General features: G+C 52.7%; 17 protein-coding genes and 1 tRNA gene. 13 read left to right on the forward strand and 5 right to left on the reverse strand.

Annotated elements, in window-relative coordinates; translation table 11 throughout:
- From ttdA to ttdT, 3 genes are all read left to right on the forward strand, one after another.
- Positions 1-896 (forward strand): L(+)-tartrate dehydratase subunit alpha (gene ttdA, locus E0D98_RS04885; RefSeq protein WP_240723728.1); only part of this gene is annotated, 896 nt, incomplete at its 5' end.
- The gene (gene ttdB / locus E0D98_RS04890; RefSeq protein ID WP_000722957.1) at positions 893-1498 is read left to right on the forward strand and encodes a L(+)-tartrate dehydratase subunit beta; all 606 of its coding nucleotides are present in this window, start codon (positions 893-895) and stop codon (positions 1496-1498) included. The genes ttdA and ttdB, both read left to right, overlap by 4 nt.
- Positions 1499-1546: 48 nt before the next feature.
- Positions 1547-3010, forward strand: a complete 1464-nt coding sequence (ttdT, locus tag E0D98_RS04895; RefSeq protein WP_000804928.1) for an L-tartrate/succinate antiporter — start codon at positions 1547-1549, stop codon at positions 3008-3010.
- 42 nt (positions 3011-3052) lie between these two features.
- Here ttdT and tsaD read toward each other — a convergent pair whose 3' ends face one another.
- Positions 3053-4066 carry a tRNA (adenosine(37)-N6)-threonylcarbamoyltransferase complex transferase subunit TsaD gene (tsaD, locus tag E0D98_RS04900; RefSeq protein WP_001264365.1) on the reverse strand — a complete coding sequence of 338 codons (1014 nt, stop codon included), beginning with the start codon at positions 4064-4066 and terminating at the stop codon, positions 3053-3055.
- Between the two features lie 236 nt (positions 4067-4302).
- Between tsaD and rpsU the strand changes: the two genes are divergently transcribed.
- From rpsU to rpoD, 3 genes are all read left to right on the forward strand, one after another.
- Complete coding sequence (gene rpsU / locus E0D98_RS04905) at positions 4303-4518, forward strand: 30S ribosomal protein S21 (protein ID WP_001144069.1); 216 nt, start codon at positions 4303-4305, stop codon at positions 4516-4518.
- Positions 4519-4628: 110 nt separating this feature from the next.
- Positions 4629-6374, forward strand: coding sequence for a DNA primase (gene dnaG, locus E0D98_RS04910; protein WP_000918827.1), 1746 nt, complete (start codon positions 4629-4631; stop codon positions 6372-6374).
- Between the two features lie 194 nt (positions 6375-6568).
- Complete coding sequence (gene rpoD / locus E0D98_RS04915; RefSeq protein ID WP_000437371.1) at positions 6569-8410, forward strand: RNA polymerase sigma factor RpoD; 1842 nt, start codon at positions 6569-6571, stop codon at positions 8408-8410.
- Positions 8411-8488: 78 nt separating this feature from the next.
- Here rpoD and mug read toward each other — a convergent pair whose 3' ends face one another.
- Positions 8489-8995: a G/U mismatch-specific DNA glycosylase gene (gene mug, locus E0D98_RS04920; RefSeq protein ID WP_000228937.1), complete on the reverse strand. Its 507-nt coding sequence runs from the start codon at positions 8993-8995 to the stop codon at positions 8489-8491.
- Positions 8996-9119: 124 nt separating this feature from the next.
- Between mug and E0D98_RS04925 the strand changes: the two genes are divergently transcribed.
- Positions 9120-9195 (forward strand) — tRNA-Ile (locus E0D98_RS04925).
- A gap of 53 nt (positions 9196-9248) precedes the next feature.
- Here E0D98_RS04925 and nfeF read toward each other — a convergent pair.
- Complete coding sequence (nfeF, locus tag E0D98_RS04930) at positions 9249-10013, reverse strand: NADPH-dependent ferric chelate reductase NfeF (protein WP_001065895.1); 765 nt, start codon at positions 10011-10013, stop codon at positions 9249-9251.
- Positions 10014-10289: 276 nt separating this feature from the next.
- Here nfeF and nfeR point away from each other — a divergent pair, with 276 nt between their 5' ends.
- Complete coding sequence (gene nfeR / locus E0D98_RS04940; protein ID WP_000018003.1) at positions 10290-10913, forward strand: DNA-binding transcriptional regulator NfeR; 624 nt, start codon at positions 10290-10292, stop codon at positions 10911-10913.
- Between the two features lie 153 nt (positions 10914-11066).
- Here the strand turns inward: nfeR and aer are convergent, their stop codons facing one another.
- On the reverse strand, positions 11067-12587 hold the full coding sequence (gene aer, locus E0D98_RS04945; protein ID WP_000094682.1) for an aerotaxis sensor receptor Aer: 1521 nt from the start codon (positions 12585-12587) through the stop codon (positions 11067-11069).
- 417 nt (positions 12588-13004) lie between these two features.
- Here aer and ygjG point away from each other — a divergent pair, with 417 nt between their 5' ends.
- The gene (ygjG, locus tag E0D98_RS04950; RefSeq protein ID WP_001297164.1) at positions 13005-14384 is read left to right on the forward strand and encodes a putrescine aminotransferase; all 1380 of its coding nucleotides are present in this window, start codon (positions 13005-13007) and stop codon (positions 14382-14384) included.
- A gap of 41 nt (positions 14385-14425) precedes the next feature.
- Here the strand turns inward: ygjG and E0D98_RS04955 are convergent, their stop codons facing one another.
- Positions 14426-14758: a tRNA-binding protein gene (locus E0D98_RS04955; protein ID WP_000450589.1), complete on the reverse strand. Its 333-nt coding sequence runs from the start codon at positions 14756-14758 to the stop codon at positions 14426-14428.
- A 217-nt stretch (positions 14759-14975) separates the two neighbouring features.
- Here E0D98_RS04955 and ebgR point away from each other — a divergent pair, with 217 nt between their 5' ends.
- From ebgR to E0D98_RS04975, 4 genes are all read left to right on the forward strand, one after another.
- A complete protein-coding gene (ebgR, locus tag E0D98_RS04960; RefSeq protein ID WP_000212475.1) occupies positions 14976-15959 on the forward strand; it encodes a transcriptional regulator EbgR in 984 nt (327 codons plus the stop codon).
- 183 nt (positions 15960-16142) lie between these two features.
- A complete protein-coding gene (gene ebgA, locus E0D98_RS04965; RefSeq protein WP_001082882.1) occupies positions 16143-19235 on the forward strand; it encodes a beta-galactosidase subunit alpha in 3093 nt (1030 codons plus the stop codon).
- A complete protein-coding gene (locus E0D98_RS04970; protein WP_050877054.1) occupies positions 19232-19681 on the forward strand; it encodes a beta-galactosidase subunit beta in 450 nt (149 codons plus the stop codon). Before ebgA ends, E0D98_RS04970 begins: the two co-directional genes overlap by 4 nt.
- A gap of 62 nt (positions 19682-19743) precedes the next feature.
- Positions 19744-21177, forward strand: a complete 1434-nt coding sequence (locus E0D98_RS04975) for an amino acid permease (RefSeq protein ID WP_001285446.1) — start codon at positions 19744-19746, stop codon at positions 21175-21177.
- Positions 21178-21307 lie beyond the last annotated feature (130 nt).

The following is a 21307-nucleotide window of genomic DNA, read 5'->3' on the forward strand; positions in this document are numbered from 1 at the left end:
ATAAGCAACAGGCAGTGAATACGTTGACAGAGATTGTCGCTAACTTTACCGCCATGATTTCTACCCGAATGCCTGATGACGTGGTGGATAAACTAAAACAGCTAAAGGATGCCGAAACGTCGTCGATGGGGAAAATTATCTACCATACGATGTTCGACAACATGCAAAAAGCGATTGACCTGAATCGTCCTGCCTGTCAGGACACCGGGGAGATTATGTTCTTCGTTAAAGTCGGTTCCCGCTTCCCACTGCTTGGCGAGCTGCAAAGCATACTCAAACAAGCCGTGGAAGAGGCAACCGTCAAAGCGCCACTACGTCACAATGCGGTAGAAATTTTTGACGAAGTAAACACCGGCAAAAATACCGGTAGCGGCGTACCGTGGGTCACCTGGGACATCATCCCCGACAATGACGATGCAGAAATCGAAGTTTACATGGCAGGCGGCGGCTGCACGCTACCTGGCCGCTCGAAAGTGTTAATGCCGTCAGAAGGCTACGAAGGCGTGGTGAAATTCGTCTTCGAAAATATCTCCACCCTCGCCGTAAACGCCTGTCCACCGGTACTGGTGGGCGTGGGCATCGCCACCTCGGTGGAAACCGCCGCCGTACTCTCGCGTAAAGCCATTTTGCGTCCGATTGGCAGCCGCCATCCCAATCCAAAAGCGGCAGAGCTGGAGCTACGCCTGGAAGAAGGACTCAACCGTCTGGGGATTGGTCCACAAGGGCTGACCGGCAACAGTTCAGTGATGGGCGTGCATATCGAATCTGCCGCCCGCCATCCGTCAACCATCGGCGTTGCTGTCTCTACCGGCTGCTGGGCGCATCGTCGCGGCACGCTGCTGGTTCATGCCGATCTCACCTTTGAAAATCTGTCTCACACCCGGAGCGCGTTATGAAAAAGATCCTGACAACCCCGATCAAAGCTGAAGATCTGCAAGATATTCGCGTCGGCGATGTGATCTACCTGACCGGTACGCTGGTGACCTGCCGTGACGTTTGTCACCGCCGCTTGATCGAACTGAAACGTCCGATCCCTTACGATCTCAACGGCAAAGCGATTTTCCACGCTGGCCCCATCGTGCGCAAAAACGGCGATAAATGGGAGATGGTTTCCGTTGGCCCGACAACCAGTATGCGTATGGAAAGTTTTGAACGTGAATTTATCGAGCAGACCGGCGTGAAACTGGTGGTTGGCAAAGGCGGAATGGGGCCGCTGACCGAAGAAGGCTGCCAGAAATTCAAGGCGCTACATGTGATTTTCCCGGCAGGCTGCGCGGTGCTGGCGGCAACCCAGGTGGAAGAGATTGAAGAAGTGCACTGGACAGAACTCGGGATGCCGGAGTCACTGTGGGTCTGCCGGGTCAAAGAGTTCGGCCCGCTGATTGTCTCTATTGATACCCACGGCAACAACCTGATAGCCGAAAACAAAAAGCTGTTCGCCGAACGCCGCGATCCCATCGTGGAAGAGATCTGCGAGCACGTCCATTACATCAAATAACCCTCCCGGAGAGGCTCGCCCCCTCTCCTTTTTCGCAGGCATAACACGATGAAACCTTCCACTGAATGGTGGCGATACCTTGCGCCGCTGGCGGTCATCGCCATTATTGCTCTAATTCCGGTTCCCGCAGGGCTGGAGAGTCATACCTGGCTCTACTTTGCCGTTTTTACTGGCGTGATCGTTGGACTGATCCTCGAACCCGTGCCGGGTGCCGTGGTGGCGATGGTGGGTATCTCCATCATCGCCATACTCTCTCCCTGGCTGCTGTTCAGCCCCGAACAGCTCGCCCAGCCAGGCTTTAAATTCACTGCAAAATCCCTCTCGTGGGCGGTTTCCGGTTTTTCTAATTCGGTTATCTGGCTGATTTTCGCCGCCTTTATGTTTGGCACAGGCTATGAAAAAACCGGGCTGGGACGCCGCATTGCGCTGATTCTGGTGAAAAAGATGGGACATCGCACGCTGTTTCTCGGCTATGCGGTGATGTTCTCCGAGCTGATCCTCGCACCTGTAACACCGTCCAACTCGGCGCGTGGTGCGGGGATTATCTATCCCATCATCCGTAACCTGCCACCGCTCTATCAATCACAACCAAACGACAGCAGTTCGCGCAGCATTGGCTCGTACATCATGTGGATGGGGATTGTTGCCGACTGCGTGACCAGCGCCATTTTCTTGACGGCGATGGCACCAAACTTGCTGTTAATTGGACTGATGAAAAGCGCATCTCACGCCACGCTGAGTTGGGGCGACTGGTTCCTCGGGATGTTGCCGCTCAGTATTTTGCTGGTGCTGCTGGTTCCCTGGCTGGCTTATGTGCTGTACCCGCCGGTACTGAAGTCAGGCGATCAGGTGCCGCGCTGGGCAGAGACGGAACTGCAGGCAATGGGCCCGCTCTGTTCGCGTGAAAAACGGATGCTGGGGCTGATGGTAGGCGCGCTGGTGCTGTGGATTTTCGGCGGTGATTATATCGATGCCGCGATGGTCGGTTACAGCGTGGTGGCACTGATGCTGCTTCTGCGCATTATCAGTTGGGACGACATTGTCAGTAATAAAGCCGCGTGGAACGTTTTCTTCTGGCTGGCCTCGCTTATCACCCTCGCTACCGGACTCAACAACACCGGTTTTATTAGCTGGTTTGGCAAACTGTTAGCAGGCAGCTTAAGTGGTTATTCGCCGACGATGGTGATGGTGGCATTGATTGTGGTGTTTTATCTACTGCGCTACTTTTTCGCCAGCGCCACGGCGTATACCTCCGCCCTCGCACCGATGATGATCGCCGCCGCGCTGGCGATGCCGGAAATCCCGCTGCCGGTGTTCTGCCTGATGGTTGGCGCGGCAATTGGTCTGGGGAGCATTCTTACACCATACGCCACCGGACCCAGTCCGATTTACTACGGTAGTGGTTATCTGCCAACGGCGGATTACTGGCGACTGGGGGCGATTTTTGGGCTGATATTCCTCGTATTGCTGGTGATTACCGGCTTACTGTGGATGCCCGTGGTGTTGCTTTAAGTAAGGACGGTGCCGGAAATTGCTCTCCGGCACCCGATAGTTTTACGCGGCCGGTAACTCCGCCAGTGGCCAGCGCGGACGCACGCTAACGCCGAGATCCGCCGTCGCGCCTGCTTTAAACCGCACCATTCCGGCATAGGCGATCATCGCGCCGTTATCAGTACAAAACTCCGGACGCGCGTAGAACACTTCGCCGCGGCGTTTTTTCATCATTTCAGCCAGCTTCGCCCGTAACGTACGGTTAGCACTCACGCCGCCTGCCATGACCAGTCGCTTAAAGCCAGTCTGATCCAACGCTCGCTTGCACTTAATCATCAGCGTATCGACCACCGCATCTTCAAAGGCGCGGGCGATATCAGCACGCGTCTGGTCGTCGGTGCCGTTGTCACGAATGGTATTTGCCGCGAAGGTTTTCAGACCGGAGAAGCTGAAATCCAGCCCCGGACGGTCGGTCATCGGACGCGGGAAAACAAAGCGCCCGGCAGTACCCTGAGCCGCCATTTTCGACAGTAACGGTCCGCCAGGATAATCCAGCCCCAGCAGCTTCGCGGTTTTATCAAACGCTTCACCGGCGGCATCATCGATAGACTCGCCGAGCAGCTCGTACTGACCAATGCCAGTCACGCTGATTAACTGCGTATGACCGCCGGACACCAGCAGCGCGACAAACGGAAATTCCGGCGGGTTATCTTCCAGCATCGGCGCTAACAGATGCCCTTCCATATGGTGTACCGGGATTGCCGGAACGTTCCAGGCAAACGCCAGAGAACGCCCCACGGTTGCGCCAACCAGCAGTGCGCCGACTAATCCAGGGCCTGCGGTATAGGCCACAGCATCAATGTCTTTTGCCGTTAAGCCAGACTCCTTTAGCGCCGCCTGGATCAACGGTACGGTTTTGCGCACGTGATCGCGGGAGGCCAGTTCAGGCACGACGCCGCCGTAGTCAGCGTGCAATTTCACCTGACTATACAATTGGTTGGCTAACAAACCTTTTTCATCGTCGTAAATGGCGATGCCGGTTTCATCGCAGGAAGTTTCAATACCCAGTACACGCATGACTTGTTTTACCTCGCTTTATTACCGCGCAGTGTAGGACCAATGCGGGTTGATGTAAAACTTTGTTCGCCCCTGGAGAAAGCCTCGTGTATACTCCTCACCCTTATAAAAGTCCCTTTCAAAAAGGCCGCGGTGCTTTACAAAGCAGCAGCAATTGCAGTAAAATTCCGCACCATTTTGAAATAAGCTGGCGTTGATGCCAGCGGCAAACCGAATTAATCAAAGGTGAGAGGCACATGCCGGTAATTAAAGTACGTGAAAACGAGCCGTTCGACGTAGCTCTGCGTCGCTTCAAGCGTTCCTGCGAAAAAGCAGGTGTTCTGGCGGAAGTTCGTCGTCGTGAGTTCTATGAAAAACCGACTACCGAACGTAAGCGCGCTAAAGCTTCTGCAGTGAAACGTCACGCGAAGAAACTGGCTCGCGAAAACGCACGCCGCACTCGTCTGTACTAATTCCCCGAGAGCGTTGCTCTCCGATCAGACCGAGTTGTAGTTGTAAGGCCGTGCTTCCGAAAGGAATGCGCGGCTTATTTTCGTTTATGAATTGCTAAAAATCGGGGCCTATGGCTGGACGAATCCCACGCGTATTCATTAATGATCTGCTGGCACGCACTGACATCGTCGATCTGATCGATGCCCGTGTGAAGCTGAAAAAGCAGGGCAAGAATTTCCACGCGTGTTGTCCATTCCACAACGAGAAAACCCCGTCATTCACCGTTAACGGTGAGAAACAGTTTTACCACTGCTTTGGATGTGGCGCGCACGGCAACGCGATCGACTTCCTGATGAACTACGACAAGCTCGAGTTCGTTGAAACGGTCGAAGAGCTGGCAGCAATGCACAATCTTGAAGTGCCATTTGAAGCAGGCAGCGGCCCCAGCCAGATCGAGCGCCATCAGAGGCAAACGCTTTATCAGTTGATGGACGGTCTGAATACGTTTTACCAACAATCTTTACAACAACCTGTTGCCACGTCTGCGCGCCAGTATCTGGAAAAACGCGGATTAAGCCACGAGGTTATCGCTCGCTTTGCGATTGGTTTTGCGCCCCCCGGCTGGGACAACGTCCTGAAGCGGTTTGGCGGCAATCCAGAAAATCGCCAGTCATTGATTGATGCGGGGATGTTGGTCACTAACGATCAGGGACGCAGTTACGATCGTTTCCGCGAGCGGGTGATGTTCCCCATTCGCGATAAACGCGGTCGGGTGATTGGTTTTGGCGGGCGCGTGCTGGGCAACGATACCCCCAAATACCTGAACTCGCCGGAAACAGACATTTTCCATAAAGGCCGCCAGCTTTACGGTCTTTATGAAGCGCAGCAGGATAACGCTGAACCCAATCGTCTGCTTGTGGTCGAAGGCTATATGGACGTGGTGGCGCTGGCGCAATACGGCATTAATTACGCCGTTGCGTCGTTAGGTACGTCAACCACCGCCGATCACATACAACTGTTGTTCCGCGCGACCAACAATGTCATTTGCTGTTATGACGGCGACCGTGCAGGCCGCGATGCCGCATGGCGAGCGCTGGAAACGGCGCTGCCTTACATGACAGACGGCCGTCAGCTACGCTTTATGTTTTTGCCGGATGGCGAAGACCCTGACACGCTGGTACGAAAAGAAGGTAAAGAAGCGTTTGAAGCGCGGATGGAGCAGGCGATGCCGCTTTCCGCATTTCTGTTTAACAGCCTGATGCCGCAAGTTGATCTGAGTACCCCTGACGGGCGCGCACGTTTGAGTACGCTGGCACTGCCATTGATATCGCAAGTGCCGGGCGAAACGCTGCGAATATATCTTCGTCAGGAATTAGGCAACAAATTAGGCATACTTGATGACAGCCAGCTTGAACGATTAATGCCAAAAGCGGCAGAGAGCGGCGTTTCTCGCCCTGTTCCGCAGCTAAAACGCACGACCATGCGTATACTTATAGGGTTGCTGGTGCAAAATCCAGAATTAGCGACGTTGGTCCCGCCGCTTGAGAATCTGGATGAAAATAAGCTCCCTGGACTTGGCTTATTCAGAGAACTGGTCAACACTTGTCTCTCCCAGCCAGGTCTGACCACCGGGCAACTTTTAGAGCACTATCGTGGTACAAATAATGCTGCCACCCTTGAAAAACTGTCGATGTGGGACGATATAGCAGATAAGAATATTGCTGAGCAAACCTTCACCGACTCACTCAACCATATGTTTGATTCGCTGCTTGAACTGCGCCAGGAAGAGTTAATCGCTCGTGAGCGCACGCATGGTTTAAGCAACGAAGAACGCCTGGAGCTCTGGACATTAAACCAGGAACTGGCGAAAAAGTGATTTAACGGCTTAAGTGCCGAAGAGCGATCGGGAAGCCCCCGACAGCCGCACTGAGAGGCAGCGGCAAATATATAAGTACGCCCTCGTAATTATCGTTGGCGGTAAACAACCGTTGGATTTCAGCGTTAACGGCTGAAGGACATCGGGTCAATCGCCCAACACCAACCTCATGAAATAAGTGTGGATACCGTCTTATGGAGCAAAACCCGCAGTCACAGCTGAAACTTCTTGTCACCCGTGGTAAGGAGCAAGGCTATCTGACCTATGCCGAGGTCAATGACCATCTGCCGGAAGATATCGTCGATTCAGATCAGATCGAAGACATCATCCAAATGATCAACGACATGGGCATTCAGGTGATGGAAGAAGCACCGGATGCCGATGATCTGATGCTGGCTGAAAACACCGCGGACGAAGATGCTGCCGAAGCCGCCGCGCAGGTGCTTTCCAGCGTGGAATCTGAAATCGGGCGCACGACTGACCCGGTACGCATGTACATGCGTGAAATGGGCACCGTTGAACTGTTGACCCGCGAAGGCGAAATTGACATCGCTAAGCGTATTGAAGACGGGATCAACCAGGTTCAATGCTCCGTTGCTGAATATCCGGAAGCGATCACCTATCTGCTGGAACAGTACGATCGTGTTGAAGCAGAAGAAGCGCGTCTGTCCGATCTGATCACCGGCTTTGTTGACCCGAACGCAGAAGAAGATCTGGCACCTACCGCCACTCACGTCGGTTCTGAGCTTTCCCAGGAAGATCTGGACGATGACGAAGATGAAGACGAAGAAGATGGCGATGACGACAGCGCCGATGATGACAACAGCATCGACCCGGAACTGGCTCGCGAAAAATTTGCGGAACTACGCGCTCAGTACGTTGTAACGCGTGACACCATCAAAGCGAAAGGTCGCAGTCACGCTGCCGCTCAGGAAGAGATCCTGAAACTGTCTGAAGTATTCAAACAGTTCCGCCTGGTGCCGAAGCAGTTTGACTACCTGGTCAACAGCATGCGCGTCATGATGGACCGCGTTCGTACGCAAGAACGTCTGATCATGAAGCTCTGCGTTGAGCAGTGCAAAATGCCGAAGAAAAACTTCATTACCCTGTTTACCGGCAACGAAACCAGCGATACCTGGTTCAACGCGGCAATTGCGATGAACAAGCCGTGGTCGGAAAAACTGCACGATGTCTCTGAAGAAGTGCATCGCGCCCTGCAGAAACTGCAGCAGATTGAAGAAGAAACCGGCCTGACCATCGAGCAGGTTAAAGATATCAACCGTCGTATGTCCATCGGTGAAGCGAAAGCCCGCCGTGCGAAGAAAGAGATGGTTGAAGCGAACTTACGTCTGGTTATTTCTATCGCCAAGAAATACACCAACCGTGGCTTGCAGTTCCTTGACCTGATTCAGGAAGGCAACATCGGTCTGATGAAAGCGGTTGATAAATTCGAATACCGCCGTGGTTACAAGTTCTCCACCTACGCAACCTGGTGGATCCGTCAGGCGATCACCCGTTCTATCGCGGATCAGGCGCGCACCATCCGTATTCCGGTGCATATGATTGAGACTATCAACAAACTCAACCGTATTTCTCGCCAGATGCTGCAAGAGATGGGCCGTGAACCGACGCCGGAAGAACTGGCTGAACGTATGCTGATGCCGGAAGACAAGATCCGCAAAGTGCTGAAGATCGCCAAAGAGCCAATCTCCATGGAAACGCCGATCGGTGATGATGAAGATTCGCATCTGGGGGATTTCATCGAGGATACCACCCTCGAGCTGCCGCTGGATTCTGCGACCACCGAAAGCCTGCGTGCGGCAACGCACGACGTGCTGGCTGGCCTGACCGCGCGTGAAGCGAAAGTTCTGCGTATGCGTTTCGGTATCGATATGAACACCGACCACACGCTGGAAGAAGTGGGTAAACAGTTCGACGTTACCCGCGAACGTATCCGTCAGATCGAAGCGAAGGCGCTGCGCAAACTGCGTCACCCGAGCCGTTCTGAAGTGTTGCGTAGCTTCCTGGACGATTAATCGGTAGGCCGGATCAGGCGTTACGCCGCACCCGGCACTAGTCCCTTTGCACAAACGCCACCTTTTCGGTGGCGTTTTTTATCGCCCACGCACTACCAGCGCCTGGTCCAGCTCGCGATACGCTTCAACCAGTTTCTCTAGTGAAACGCGACTTAAACCGCTGGGATTTGGCAGCACCCAAATCTGCGTCGAACCAATGGTGAGCGTTTGTTTCCCCCACTGTGCACCGCGCTGGCTGAATCCCTGTTCATATGCTTGTTTGCCCAGAATCGCCAACGCCTGCGGCTGATAATCTTCAATTTTTTCAATCAGCTTACGCCCACCTGCGTGCAGCTCCTGCTTTGAAACTTCATTGGCTTGCACCGTTGGACGGTCTACCAGTTTGGTGACGCCACAACGATAATCCAGCAGATGCTGTGCCTCCTGCGGCTTCAACTGACGGTCGGTAAACCCGGCCTGATATATCACCTTCCAGAAGCGATTTGCTGGATGAGCAAAGGGAAAACCAGTCCCGGCGGATGAAAGCCCAGGGTTGATACCGCAAAACACGACCCGTAACCCTGGAGCCAAAATATCCTCAACCATATTTACTCCTTTCTAACATCACCAGGAAAAGTATAACGGATTGAAAATACATTGTTTATAAAAACAGCAGGCGCACGGTAATGGCTGGATTGCGACACGGAGTTACTTTATAATCCGCTACCATGGCCCCTTAGCTCAGTGGTTAGAGCAGGCGACTCATAATCGCTTGGTCGCTGGTTCAAGTCCAGCAGGGGCCACCAGATATAGCAAAGGCTGACGAGAAATCGTCAGCCTTTTTCTTTTTATATATCAGTTACTTTGCGTGCCAGTAAGCCGCTGCACGTACCCGCTGTGGGTCATACTGTTCCGCTTCAAAGCGGCGGCTTAAATTCTTAACGACTTTACCTTCGCCGGTTATCCAGATGAAGTAATCATCGGCAGGGATTTGCATCTGCGCCAGACGCGCATCTACCGCCTGCTCATCATGTGCCAGCCATTCGATATTAAAACCATCAAGGTGCGCGAGATAATCCTGACAGGCGTTATCCCGCACGCTAACCAGCGCACTAACTTGCGGTTTAACGGCAAGTTTGCTCAACGTTTCCAGGCGGCGGCGCAGTGCGGGCATTCCGGATTCATCGCAGACATACAGCTGATACGCGTAATCTTCCGGCACCACCAGCGAACCGCGCGGACCTGCCACCGTAAGTTTATCGCCCGGTTGCGCCTGCATCGCCCAGCCGCTGGCGACCCCACCGTCGTGAATAAAGAAATCGATCGCCAGTTCATGGCGTAGTTCGTCATACAGCGGCGTATAGTCACGCGACGGTGGGCGTGGTCCTTCCGGCCAGACGATGCCCTCTTCCGTTACCGTTGGCGGCACAAAGTGAGCGTCAGGTTGAGGAAAGAAGAGTTTGCTGTGATCGTCAAAGCCGCGCGATGTAAAACCGTCCAGCGCCTCGCCGCCGAGGACAATGCGCTGAAAACCGGCGCTGATGCGCTCAACGCGTAACACAGTCAGTTCACGGAAGCGCAGATCATTGCGAACGCGCTGCGGGTAGCGGGGGGAGTTATTCATTGTTATCGCCTTCGTGATAGTAATCAGATATATCTAAATAATTTTCGTAAATGATAATGATTGTTAATCATGATAAATGCAAGCGATTTGTAGAACTGATATATCTGAAGTATGTGAAGGCATTCAGTGCCATAGCAATGCTGCCGGATGCGGCGTGAACGTCTTATCCGGCCTGGATGTGAGGTGCTTCCACGTTTAAAAATCATTTTTGTACTTGCAGTAATGCTCACATCAGATATAAATTAGATATATCTAATCAAGCAAAAGGAGGCTGATATGAGCCATCATCACGAAGGGTGTTGTAAACATGAAGGCCAGCCACGCCATGAGGGCTGCTGCAAAGGTGAGAAGTCAGAACACGAGCACTGCGGACACGGTCACCAGCATGAACACGGTCAATGCTGCGGTGGTCGCCACGGTCGCGGCGGCGGTCGTCGGCAACGTTTCTTTGGTCACGGTGAATTGCGTCTGGTGATTCTGGATATTCTCTCGCGCGATGACAGCCACGGTTACGAATTGATTAAAGCGATTGAGAACCTAACCCAGGGGAATTACACCCCAAGCCCGGGCGTCATCTACCCAACGCTGGATTTTCTGCAGGAGCAGTCGCTGATTACCATCCGCGAAGAGGAAGGTGGTAAGAAGCAGATTGCGCTGACCGAACAAGGCGCGCAGTGGCTGGAAGAAAACCGCGAACAGGTGGAGATGATTGAAGAACGCATCAAAGCGCGTTGCGTTGGCGCGGCGCTGCGCCAGAACCCGCAAATGAAGCGGGCGCTGGATAATTTTAAAGCGGTGCTGGATTTACGCGTCAACCAGAGCGATATCAGTGATGCACAAATAAAAAAGATCATTGCGGTGATCGACCGCGCCGCTTTTGATATTACGCAACTGGATTAATCGCCGCATCCGCCAGTGGCGCGGTGCAATTGCCGGATGCGACGCTTGACGCGCCTTATCCGGCCTACACCCGCTACACACCCCGCAGGCCTGATAAGATGCGCCAGCATCGCATCAGGCATTGTGCTCCAACCGCCGGATCCGGCATACCGATTAATGCAGCACCGTCACCGCGTCTTCCAGTCGGCTGGCGCGGTGTTTCACCATCGCCGACACCTGCGCACTCTCTTCCACCAGCTCGGCATTTTTCTGGGTGATCAGGTTAAGCTCATCCACTGCACGGGTCAGGCTGGAAAGCCCATCGGCCTGTTCCAGCGTTGAATGGCTAATCTGGGCGATCAACTGGGTGACGTTTTTCACCTGTGCCACAATATCTTCCATCGTCCGTCCGGCGGCGTGTACCTGCTGCGAACCGGATTGCACCTTATCAGCACTGGCATCAATCAGCTTGCGAATATCGTTGGCAGCATTAGCGCTGCGGCTGGCTAAATGACGCACTTCCCCTGCCACCACTGCAAAACCTTTGCCCTGTTCGCCGGCACGCGCCGCTTCCACCGCCGCATTCAGGGCCAGAATATTGGTCTGAAATGCAATATCGTTAATCAGCGAAGTAATGGTGCCAATGCGCTGGGTACTGTCGGCGATATCGTCCATTGTCTTGATCACCGTGGTCATCGCCTCCCCACCCTGCACTGCCGCATTACTGGCGGTGATAGAAAGTTTATCGGCAGCCGACGCCGTGGCAGAGTTCTGTTTCACCGACGCCGCCATTTGGTTCATGGTCGCCACCGTTTGCTGAACGTTATCAACTGTCTGCTGGGTATGTTCGTTCAGTTCATCGGTGCCTTTCGCCAGCGTCTCACTGCCATTTCTGACACTGGACACCTGGCTTGAGACATCGTTAATTAGCCAACGGCACATCAGGCCAAGCTGCCCTACCGCGCGTAATGTCAGCCCCAGCTCATCGCTGCGATTCAGGTGCTCAACACTATTACGCTCTCCGGTCGCCACCTTCAGTGCCTGACGGGCGACATTTTCTATCGGGCGCACAATCTGCCATTCAAAACAAGCGCTTGCCAACAATACCACTAACACACAGAGGAAATACGTCACCACCGGGGCAGCAACAAACCAAAGCATGGCCGCCAGCAAGATAAACATCAGGGTCATCACTCCACGCGCCCGCCAGCGAAGCGGTAATGAAGGCAGTTTACCCAGCCAGCCTTTACGCACCACCAGGCCTTTATGAATACGCTTACTGGTACGTCCGGCGTTCAGCGCTTTGTACAGCGGCTCCACCGCCGCAATCTCTTCATCCGTCGCCCGGGTACGAATCGACATATAGCCACTGATTTTTCCCTCGCGCACCATCGGTACCGCATTGGCCCGCACCCAATAATGGTCGCCATTTTTGCGGCGATTTTTCACGATGCCGCTCCAGGGCTCCCCTTTTTTCAGGGTGAACCACATATCCGCAAACGCCGCTTTTGGCATATCCGGGTGACGCACCATGTTGTGCGGCTGCCCTTGTAACTCTTGCAAGGTAAAGCCGCTCACCTGCACAAAAGTGTCATTAGCATGAGTGATATAGCTTTGCAGATCGGTAGTGGACATCAGAGTGGTATCGTCCGCCAGCGGGGTATTTTGCTGGGTGACATACGGATGAGAAGACATGTTCGCGTCCTGTGCAGGTTATATGGTTGTTAACTTCTTGTCAGAGTTTATGTCGGCCCCGCTGCGGTTATCTTTAACCGATTAATTTGATTTAGATCGCAATTTGCGATTAAAGCACAAATCTAATTCTTTGATTTAAAATACTTTCACTCTGTTACTATACGAAAACGTTAATTATCTTGCCCAAAAATCAGGCAATTATTGCCCTGAAAACGTGCATTTGCGCAGCAATCATCAAATCCATACCCGACAAAAACCGTGCAAAATAACAACAAATGTTAACAGATAGCATTAAATATTGCACAAATGATAACCGAATTTGTGTTTATCCCGATTTTCGCGATCGCAGCCGGAGTGGCGCAATCCCTGCAATACTTAAATCGGTATCATGTGATACGCGAGCCTCCGGAGCATATTTTGAACAGGTTACCTTCGAGCGCATCGGCTTTAGCGTGCAGCGCCCACGCCCTGAATCTCATTGAGAAGCGAACGCTGGATCATGAGGAGATGAAAGCACTTAACCGAGAGGTGATTGAATACTTCAAAGAGCATGTCAATCCGGGGTTTTTAGAGTATCGCAAATCTGTTACCGCCGGCGGGGATTACGGAGCCGTAGAGTGGCAAGCGGGAGGTTTAAATACGCTTGTCGACACCCAGGGACAGGAGTTTATCGACTGCCTGGGAGGTTTTGGAATTTTCAACGTGGGGCACCGTAATCCAGTTGTGGTTTCCGCCGTACAGAATCAACTTGCGAAACAACCGCTGCACAGCCAGGAGCTGCTCGATCCGTTACGGGCGATGTTGGCGAAAACCCTTGCTGCGCTAACGCCCGGTAAACTGAAATACAGCTTCTTCTGTAATAGCGGCACCGAGTCCGTTGAAGCAGCGCTGAAGCTGGCGAAAGCTTACCAGTCACCGCGCGGCAAGTTTACTTTTATTGCCACCAGCGGCGCGTTCCACGGTAAATCACTTGGCGCGCTGTCGGCCACGGCGAAATCGACCTTCCGCAAACCGTTTATGCCGTTACTGCCGGGCTTCCGTCATGTGCCGTTTGGCAATATCGAAGCCATGCGCACGGCTCTTAACGAGTGCAAAAAAACCGGTGATGATGTGGCTGCGGTGATCCTCGAACCGATTCAGGGTGAAGGTGGCGTAATTCTGCCGCCGCCGGGCTATCTCACCGCCGTACGTAAGCTATGCGATGAGTTCGGCGCACTGATGATCCTCGATGAAGTACAAACGGGCATGGGGCGCACGGGCAAGATGTTCGCCTGCGAGCATGAGAACGTACAGCCGGATATCCTCTGCCTTGCCAAAGCGCTCGGCGGCGGCGTGATGCCGATTGGCGCGACCATCGCCACTGAAGAGGTGTTTTCAGTTCTGTTCGACAACCCATTCCTGCATACCACCACCTTTGGCGGCAACCCGCTGGCCTGTGCGGCGGCGCTGGCGACCATCAATGTGTTGCTGGAGCAGAACTTACCGGCTCAGGCTGAGCAAAAAGGCGATATGTTGCTGGACGGTTTCCGTCAACTGGCGCGGGAATATCCCGATCTGGTACAGGAAGCGCGTGGTAAAGGGATGTTGATGGCAATTGAGTTTGTTGATAACGAAATCGGCTATAACTTTGCCAGCGAGATGTTCCGCCAGCGCGTACTGGTGGCCGGAACGCTCAATAACGCCAAAACGATCCGCATTGAACCGCCACTGACACTGACCATTGAACAGTGTGAACTGGTGATCAAAGCGGCGCGTAAGGCGCTGGCGGCCATGCGAGTAAGTGTCGAAGAAGCGTAATATCAAATCGGATGGCGATACGACGTCGCCATCCGATCTTTTTATACGACGCGTACGCCCGCAGGCATCATCCGCTCCGGCGTTAACAACACGCTTTCACTGCCGTCATCGGTTTCCGCACACAACAGCATGCATTCCGACGTTTCACCACGCATTTTCGCTTTTTGCAGATTGCATAAGACCACCACCGTTTTCCCCATCAGCTCTTCTTCGCTGTAGTACGGCACCAGGCTGGTCACGGTTTGCAGTGTTTTTTCCCCCACATCAACCTGTACGATGTACAGCTTGTCGGCGTTTTCATGGCGTTTCACTTCCACAATCTTTCCGACGCGCATTTCCAGACGTGCAAAATCAGCGTAAGCCACGGTTTCCATTGTTTCCTCCCTTCGGGTAAAATTTTACTAAACTATAGAAAAAGTTTTTCTCAATCCTGTAGGCTAAAAATGGAGAATGCAGGCGTGATCACATTCGTGAGCCGCTGTGTTACCGTTACAGCGTCAAAGAAACGCGCTTTATTTACTGAAAACAGGTGACCCGATAAGCACTTCCTCTACAATGGGGCGCACATCAGGGAAAGTAAAAAAGGTAAACATGGCAACACTAAAAGACATCGCAATCGAAGCTGGCGTATCCCTGGCGACAGTATCCAGGGTCTTAAATGACGATCCGACATTGAATGTGAAAGAAGAGACGAAACATCGCATTCTCGAGATCGCCGAAAAGCTGGAGTACAAGACCAGTAGTGCCCGTAAACTCCAGACAGGTGCAGTCAACCAACACCATATTCTGGCTATCTACAGCTACCAGCAGGAGCTGGAGATCAACGATCCTTACTATCTGGCGATCCGCCACGGCATTGAAACCCAGTGCGAAAAGCTGGGCATCGAGCTCACCAACTGTTATGAACACAGCGGCTTACCAGACATTAAAAACGTCACCGGTATTTTAATTGTCGGCAAACCCACGCCCGCCCTGCGCGCCGCTGCCAGCGCGTTGACCGACAATATCTGTTTTATCGACTTTCACGAACCCGGCAGCGGTTACGATGCGGTGGATATCGATCTGGCACGCATCAGTAAAGAAATCATCGACTTCTATATCAACCAGGGCGTTAATCGTATTGGTTTTATTGGCGGTGAAGATGAGCCTGGCAAGGCGGATATTCGTGAGGTCGCCTTTGCGGAATATGGCCGACTGAAACAAGTGGTACGCGAAGAGGATATCTGGCGCGGCGGTTTTTCCAGTTCGTCGGGTTATGAACTGGCAAAACAAATGCTGGCGCGGGAAGACTATCCGAAGGCACTGTTTGTTGCTTCCGATTCCATTGCTATCGGCGTACTGCGGGCAATTCATGAACGAGGCCTGAACATCCCACAGGATATTTCGCTTATCAGCGTTAACGATATCCCCACCGCGCGATTTACCTTTCCGCCGCTCTCCACCGTGCGCATCCATTCCGAGATGATGGGAAGTCAGGGCGTTAACCTGGTGTATGAAAAAGCCCGCGATGGTCGCGCGCTGCCGCTGTTAGTCTTCGTTCCCAGCAAATTAAAACTGCGCGGCACGACCCGTTAAATCCCCTTACACACTGTCCGGCAAACGTTTTTGCCGGACAGTGCTGCCGTTTATTTTCGTGATCCAGTTAAAGTAAATGCATTTACCTGCTACTTTTTAGTAAAAATTTTACTAAACTCCCCAGCAATTACACAAACTACCATCACCATGAATGGTTCCGATTTCTCTCTACCGGGAGGCCCTATGAATCGCTGGGAAAACATTCAGCTCACCCACGAAAACCGACTTGCGCCGCGTGCGTACTTTTTTTCATATGATTCTGTTGCGCAAGCGCGTACCTTTGCCCGCGAAACCAGCAGCCTGTTTCTGCCCTTAAGCGGTCAGTGGAATTTCCACTTTTTTGACCATCCGCTGCAAGTACCAGAAGCCTTCACCTCTGAGTTAATGGCTGACTGGGGGCATATTACCGTCCCCGCCATGTGGCAAATGGAAGGTCACGGCAAACTGCAATATACCGACGAAGGTTTTCCGTTCCCCATCGATGTGCCGTTTGTCCCCAGCGATAACCCAACCGGTGCCTATCAACGTATTTTCACCCTCAGCGACGGCTGGCAGGGTAAACAGACGCTGATTAAATTTGACGGCGTCGAAACCTATTTTGAAGTCTATGTTAACGGTCAGTATGTGGGTTTCAGCAAGGGCAGTCGCCTGACCGCAGAGTTTGACATCAGCGCGATGGTTAAAACCGGCGACAACCTGTTGTGTGTGCGCGTGATGCAGTGGGCGGACTCTACCTACGTGGAAGACCAGGATATGTGGTGGTCAGCGGGGATCTTCCGCGATGTTTATCTGGTCGGAAAACACCTAACGCATATTAACGATTTCACTGTGCGTACCGACTTTGACGAAGCCTATTGCGATGCCACGCTTTCCTGCGAAGTGGTGCTGGAAAATCTCGCCGCCTCCCCTGTCGTCACGACGCTGGAATATACCCTGTTTGATGGCGAACGCGTGGTGCACAGCAGCGCCATTGATCATTTGGCAATTGAAAAACTGACCAGCGCCAGCTTTGCTTTTACTGTCGAACAGCCGCAGCAATGGTCAGCAGAATCCCCTTATCTTTACCATCTGGTCATGACGCTGAAAGACGCCAACGGCAACGTTCTGGAAGTGGTGCCACAACGCGTTGGCTTCCGTGATATCAAAGTGCGCGACGGTCTGTTCTGGATCAATAACCGTTATGTGATGCTGCACGGCGTCAACCGTCACGACAACGATCATCGCAAAGGCCGCGCCGTTGGAATGGATCGCGTCGAGAAAGATCTCCAGTTGATGAAGCAGCACAATATCAACTCCGTGCGTACCGCTCACTACCCGAACGATCCGCGTTTTTACGAACTGTGTGATATCTACGGCTTGTTTGTGATGGCGGAAACCGACGTCGAATCGCACGGCTTTGCTAATGTCGGCGATATCAGCCGTATTACCGACGATCCGCAGTGGGAAAAAGTCTACGTCGAGCGCATTGTTCGCCATATTCACGCGCAGAAAAACCATCCGTCGATCATCATCTGGTCGCTGGGCAATGAATCCGGCTATGGCTGTAACATCCGCGCGATGTACCACGCAGCGAAGGCGCTGGATGACACGCGACTGGTGCATTACGAAGAAGATCGCGATGCTGAAGTGGTCGATATTATTTCCACCATGTACACCCGCGTGCCGCTGATGAATGAGTTTGGTGAATACCCGCATCCGAAGCCGCGCATCATCTGTGAATATGCTCATGCGATGGGGAACGGACCAGGCGGGCTGACGGAGTACCAGAACGTCTTCTATAAGCACGATTGTATTCAGGGACATTATGTCTGGGAGTGGTGCGACCACGGGATCCAGGCGCAGGATGACAACGGCAACGTCTGGTATAAATTCGGCGGCGACTACGGCGACTATCCCAACAACTATAACTTCTGTCTTGATGGTTTGATCTATTCCGATCAGACGCCGGGACCGGGCCTGAAAGAGTACAAACAGGTTATCGCGCCGGTAAAAATCCACGCGCTGGATCTGACTCGCGGCGAGCTGAAAGTCGAAAATAAACTGTGGTTTACCACGCTTGATGACTACACCCTGCACGCAGAGGTGCGCGTCGAAGGTGAAACGCTCGCGACGCAGCAGATTAAACTGCGCGACGTTGCGCCGAACAGCGAAGCCCCCTTGCAGATCACGCTGCCGCAGCTGGACGCCCGCGAAGCGTTCCTCAACATTACGGTGACCAAAGATTCCCGCACCCGCTACAGCGAAGCCGGGCATTCTATCGCCACTTATCAGTTCCCGCTGAAGGAAAACACCGCGCAACCAGTGCCTTTCGCACCAAATAATGCGCGTCCGCTGACGCTGGAAGACGATCGTTTGAGCTGCACCGTTCGCGGCTACAACTTCGCGATCACCTTCTCAAAAATGAGTGGCAAACCGACATCCTGGCAGGTGAATGGCGAGTCGCTGCTGACCCGCGAGCCAAAGATCAACTTCTTCAAGCCAATGATCGACAACCACAAGCAGGAGTACGAAGGGCTGTGGCAACCGAATCATTTGCAGATCATGCAGGAACATCTGCGCGACTTTGCCGTAGAACAGAGCGATGGTGAAGTGTTGATCATCAGCCGCACAGTTATTGCCCCGCCGGTGTTTGACTTCGGGATGCGCTGCACCTACATCTGGCGCATCGCTGCCGATGGCCAGGTTAACGTGGCGCTTTCCGGCGAGCGTTACGGCGACTATCCGCACATCATTCCGTGCATCGGTTTCACCATGGGGATTAACGGCGAATACGATCAGGTGGCGTATTACGGTCGTGGACCGGGCGAAAACTACGCCGACAGCCAGCAGGCTAACATCATCGATATCTGGCGCAGCACCGTCGATGCCATGTTCGAGAACTATCCCTTCCCGCAGAACAACGGCAACCGTCAGCATGTCCGCTGGACGGCACTGACTAACCGCCACGGCAACGGTTTGCTGGTGGTTCCGCAGCGCCCAATTAACTTCAGCGCCTGGCACTATACCCAGGAAAACATCCACGCTGCCCAGCACTGTAACGAGCTGCAGCGCAGTGATGACATCACCCTGAACCTCGATCACCAGCTGCTTGGCCTCGGCTCCAACTCCTGGGGCAGCGAGGTGCTGGACTCCTGGCGCGTCTGGTTCCGTGACTTCAGCTACGGCTTTACGTTGCTGCCGGTTTCTGGCGGAGAAGCTACCGCGCAAAGCCTGGCGTCGTATGAGTTCGGCGCAGGGTTCTTTTCCACGAATTTGCACAGCGAGAATAAGCAATGAGGATCATCGATAACTTAGAACAGTTCCGCCAGATTTACGCCTCTGGCAAGAAGTGGCAACGCTGCGTTGAAGCGATTGAAAATATCGACAACATTCAGCCTGGCGTCGCCCACTCCATCGGTGACTCATTGACTTACCGCGTGGAGACAGACTCCGCGACCGATGCGCTATTTACCGGGCATCGACGCTATTTTGAAGTGCATTACTACCTGCAAGGGCAGCAAAAAATTGAATATGTGCCGAAAGAGACATTACAGGTAGTGGAATATTATCGTGATGAAACTGACCGTGAATATTTAAAAGGCTGCGGAGAAACCGTTGAGGTCCACGAAGGGCAAATCGTTATTTGCGATATCCATGAAGCGTATCGGTTTATCTGCAATAACGCGGTCAAAAAAGTGGTTCTCAAAGTCACCATCGAAGATGGTTATTTCCATAACAAATAACAACTACGGCGGCAAAAGGAGTTTGCCGCCACCGCTACCCTACACATTTTCGGAGATGTGTTATGTCTGATACCAAACGTAATACAATCGGCAAATTCGGCTTGCTCTCGCTGACTTTTGCCGCCGTTTACAGCTTTAACAACGTTATCAATAATAATATTGAGCTTGGACTGGCCTCGGCACCGATGTTTTTCCTCGCGACGATTTTTTATTTTATTCCCTTCTGTCTGATCATCGCAGAATTTGTTTCGTTAAATAAAAACTCAGAAGCCGGTGTCTACGCGTGGGTAAAAAGTTCGCTGGGCGGACGTTGGGCATTTATTACTGCCTATACCTACTGGTTCGTAAACCTGTTCTTTTTCACCTCACTGTTGCCGCGCGTTATTGCTTATGCTTCGTATGCCTTCCTCGGATACGAATATATTATGACGCCGGTTGCCACCACCATTATCAGTATGGTGCTGTTCGCCTTCTCCACCTGGGTTTCCACCAACGGGGCGAAAATGTTGGGGCCAATTACCTCCGTCACTTCAACGCTGATGCTGCTGTTAACGCTCTCCTACATTTTACTGGCAGGTACGGCGCTGGTTGGCGGCGTACAGCCTGCTGACCCCATCACCGTTGACGCGATGATCCCGAACTTCAACTGGGCGTTCCTCGGCGTTACCACCTGGATCTTTATGGCCGCAGGTGGCGCGGAGTCCGTCGCTGTGTACGTTAACGACGTCAAAGGCGGTTCGAAATCGTTCGTTAAAGTGATCATCCTCGCCGGGATTTTTATCGGCGTACTGTATTCCGTCTCCTCGGTGCTGATTAACGTCTTCGTCAGCAGCAAAGAGTTGAAATTTACCGGCGGATCGGTGCAGGTATTCCACGGCATGGCGGCGTATTTTGGTCTACCGGAAGCGTTGATGAATCGCTTTGTCGGTCTGGTGTCCTTTACCGCGATGTTCGGTTCCCTGCTGATGTGGACCGCAACGCCGGTGAAAATTTTCTTCTCCGAAATCCCGGAAGGCATCTTTGGTAAGAAAACCGTCGAACTGAACGAAAACGGCGTTCCGGCGCGCGCAGCGTGGATCCAGTTCCTGATCGTCATCCCGCTGATGATTATCCCGATGCTCGGTTCCAATACCGTGCAGGATCTGATGAATACTATTATTAATATGACCGCCGCAGCGTCCATGCTTCCGCCGTTATTCATCATGCTGGCTTACCTGAATTTACGCGCCAAATTAGATCACCTGCCACGCGATTTCCGTATGGGCTCCCGCCGCACCGGTATTATCGTTGTTTCAATGCTGATTGCGATATTTGCCGTAGGGTTTGTCGCTTCGACATTCCCGACTGGCGCGAATATTCTGACCATCATTTTTTATAACGTCGGCGGTATTGTTATCTTCCTCGGCTTTGCGTGGTGGAAATACAGTAAATATATAAAGGGATTAACGGCTGAAGAGCGCCATATTGAAGCGACGCCAGCCAGCAATGTTGATTAAGCAGAATAATAAAAAATGAGCAGGCATTTTCCCTCTTCCTGGATGAGGAGAGGGAAAATAGTTTCTGCCTTTATATTTTTATAATTACAACGATAAAAGGCTGTACTTTTTCTTTAGCTCATGGATTAAC

The sequence above is a fragment of the Escherichia sp. KCJ4928 genome, assembly GCF_004352695.1.
In the GTDB taxonomy this organism is placed as follows: Bacteria; Pseudomonadota; Gammaproteobacteria; order Enterobacterales; family Enterobacteriaceae; genus ECMA0423.

Bases quoted from the DNA above. Each gene is read 5' to 3' on its own strand.
- ebgA (WP_001082882.1), top strand. From the start codon at position 16,143: ATGAATCGCTGGGAAAACATTCAGCTCACCCACGAAAACCGACTTGCG.
- mug (WP_000228937.1), bottom strand. From the start codon at position 8,995: ATGGTTGAGGATATTTTGGCTCCAGGGTTACGGGTCGTGTTTTGCGGT.
- rpsU (WP_001144069.1), top strand. From the start codon at position 4,303: ATGCCGGTAATTAAAGTACGTGAAAACGAGCCGTTCGACGTAGCTCTG.
- tsaD (WP_001264365.1), bottom strand. From the start codon at position 4,066: ATGCGTGTACTGGGTATTGAAACTTCCTGCGATGAAACCGGCATCGCC.
- nfeF (WP_001065895.1), bottom strand. From the start codon at position 10,013: ATGAATAACTCCCCCCGCTACCCGCAGCGCGTTCGCAATGATCTGCGC.
- ttdT (WP_000804928.1), top strand. From the start codon at position 1,547: ATGAAACCTTCCACTGAATGGTGGCGATACCTTGCGCCGCTGGCGGTC.
- dnaG (WP_000918827.1), top strand. From the start codon at position 4,629: ATGGCTGGACGAATCCCACGCGTATTCATTAATGATCTGCTGGCACGC.
- E0D98_RS04955 (WP_000450589.1), bottom strand. From the start codon at position 14,758: ATGGAAACCGTGGCTTACGCTGATTTTGCACGTCTGGAAATGCGCGTC.
- ebgR (WP_000212475.1), top strand. From the start codon at position 14,976: ATGGCAACACTAAAAGACATCGCAATCGAAGCTGGCGTATCCCTGGCG.
- E0D98_RS04975 (WP_001285446.1), top strand. From the start codon at position 19,744: ATGTCTGATACCAAACGTAATACAATCGGCAAATTCGGCTTGCTCTCG.
- nfeR (WP_000018003.1), top strand. From the start codon at position 10,290: ATGAGCCATCATCACGAAGGGTGTTGTAAACATGAAGGCCAGCCACGC.
- rpoD (WP_000437371.1), top strand. From the start codon at position 6,569: ATGGAGCAAAACCCGCAGTCACAGCTGAAACTTCTTGTCACCCGTGGT.
- ttdB (WP_000722957.1), top strand. From the start codon at position 893: ATGAAAAAGATCCTGACAACCCCGATCAAAGCTGAAGATCTGCAAGAT.
- aer (WP_000094682.1), bottom strand. From the start codon at position 12,587: ATGTCTTCTCATCCGTATGTCACCCAGCAAAATACCCCGCTGGCGGAC.
- E0D98_RS04970 (WP_050877054.1), top strand. From the start codon at position 19,232: ATGAGGATCATCGATAACTTAGAACAGTTCCGCCAGATTTACGCCTCT.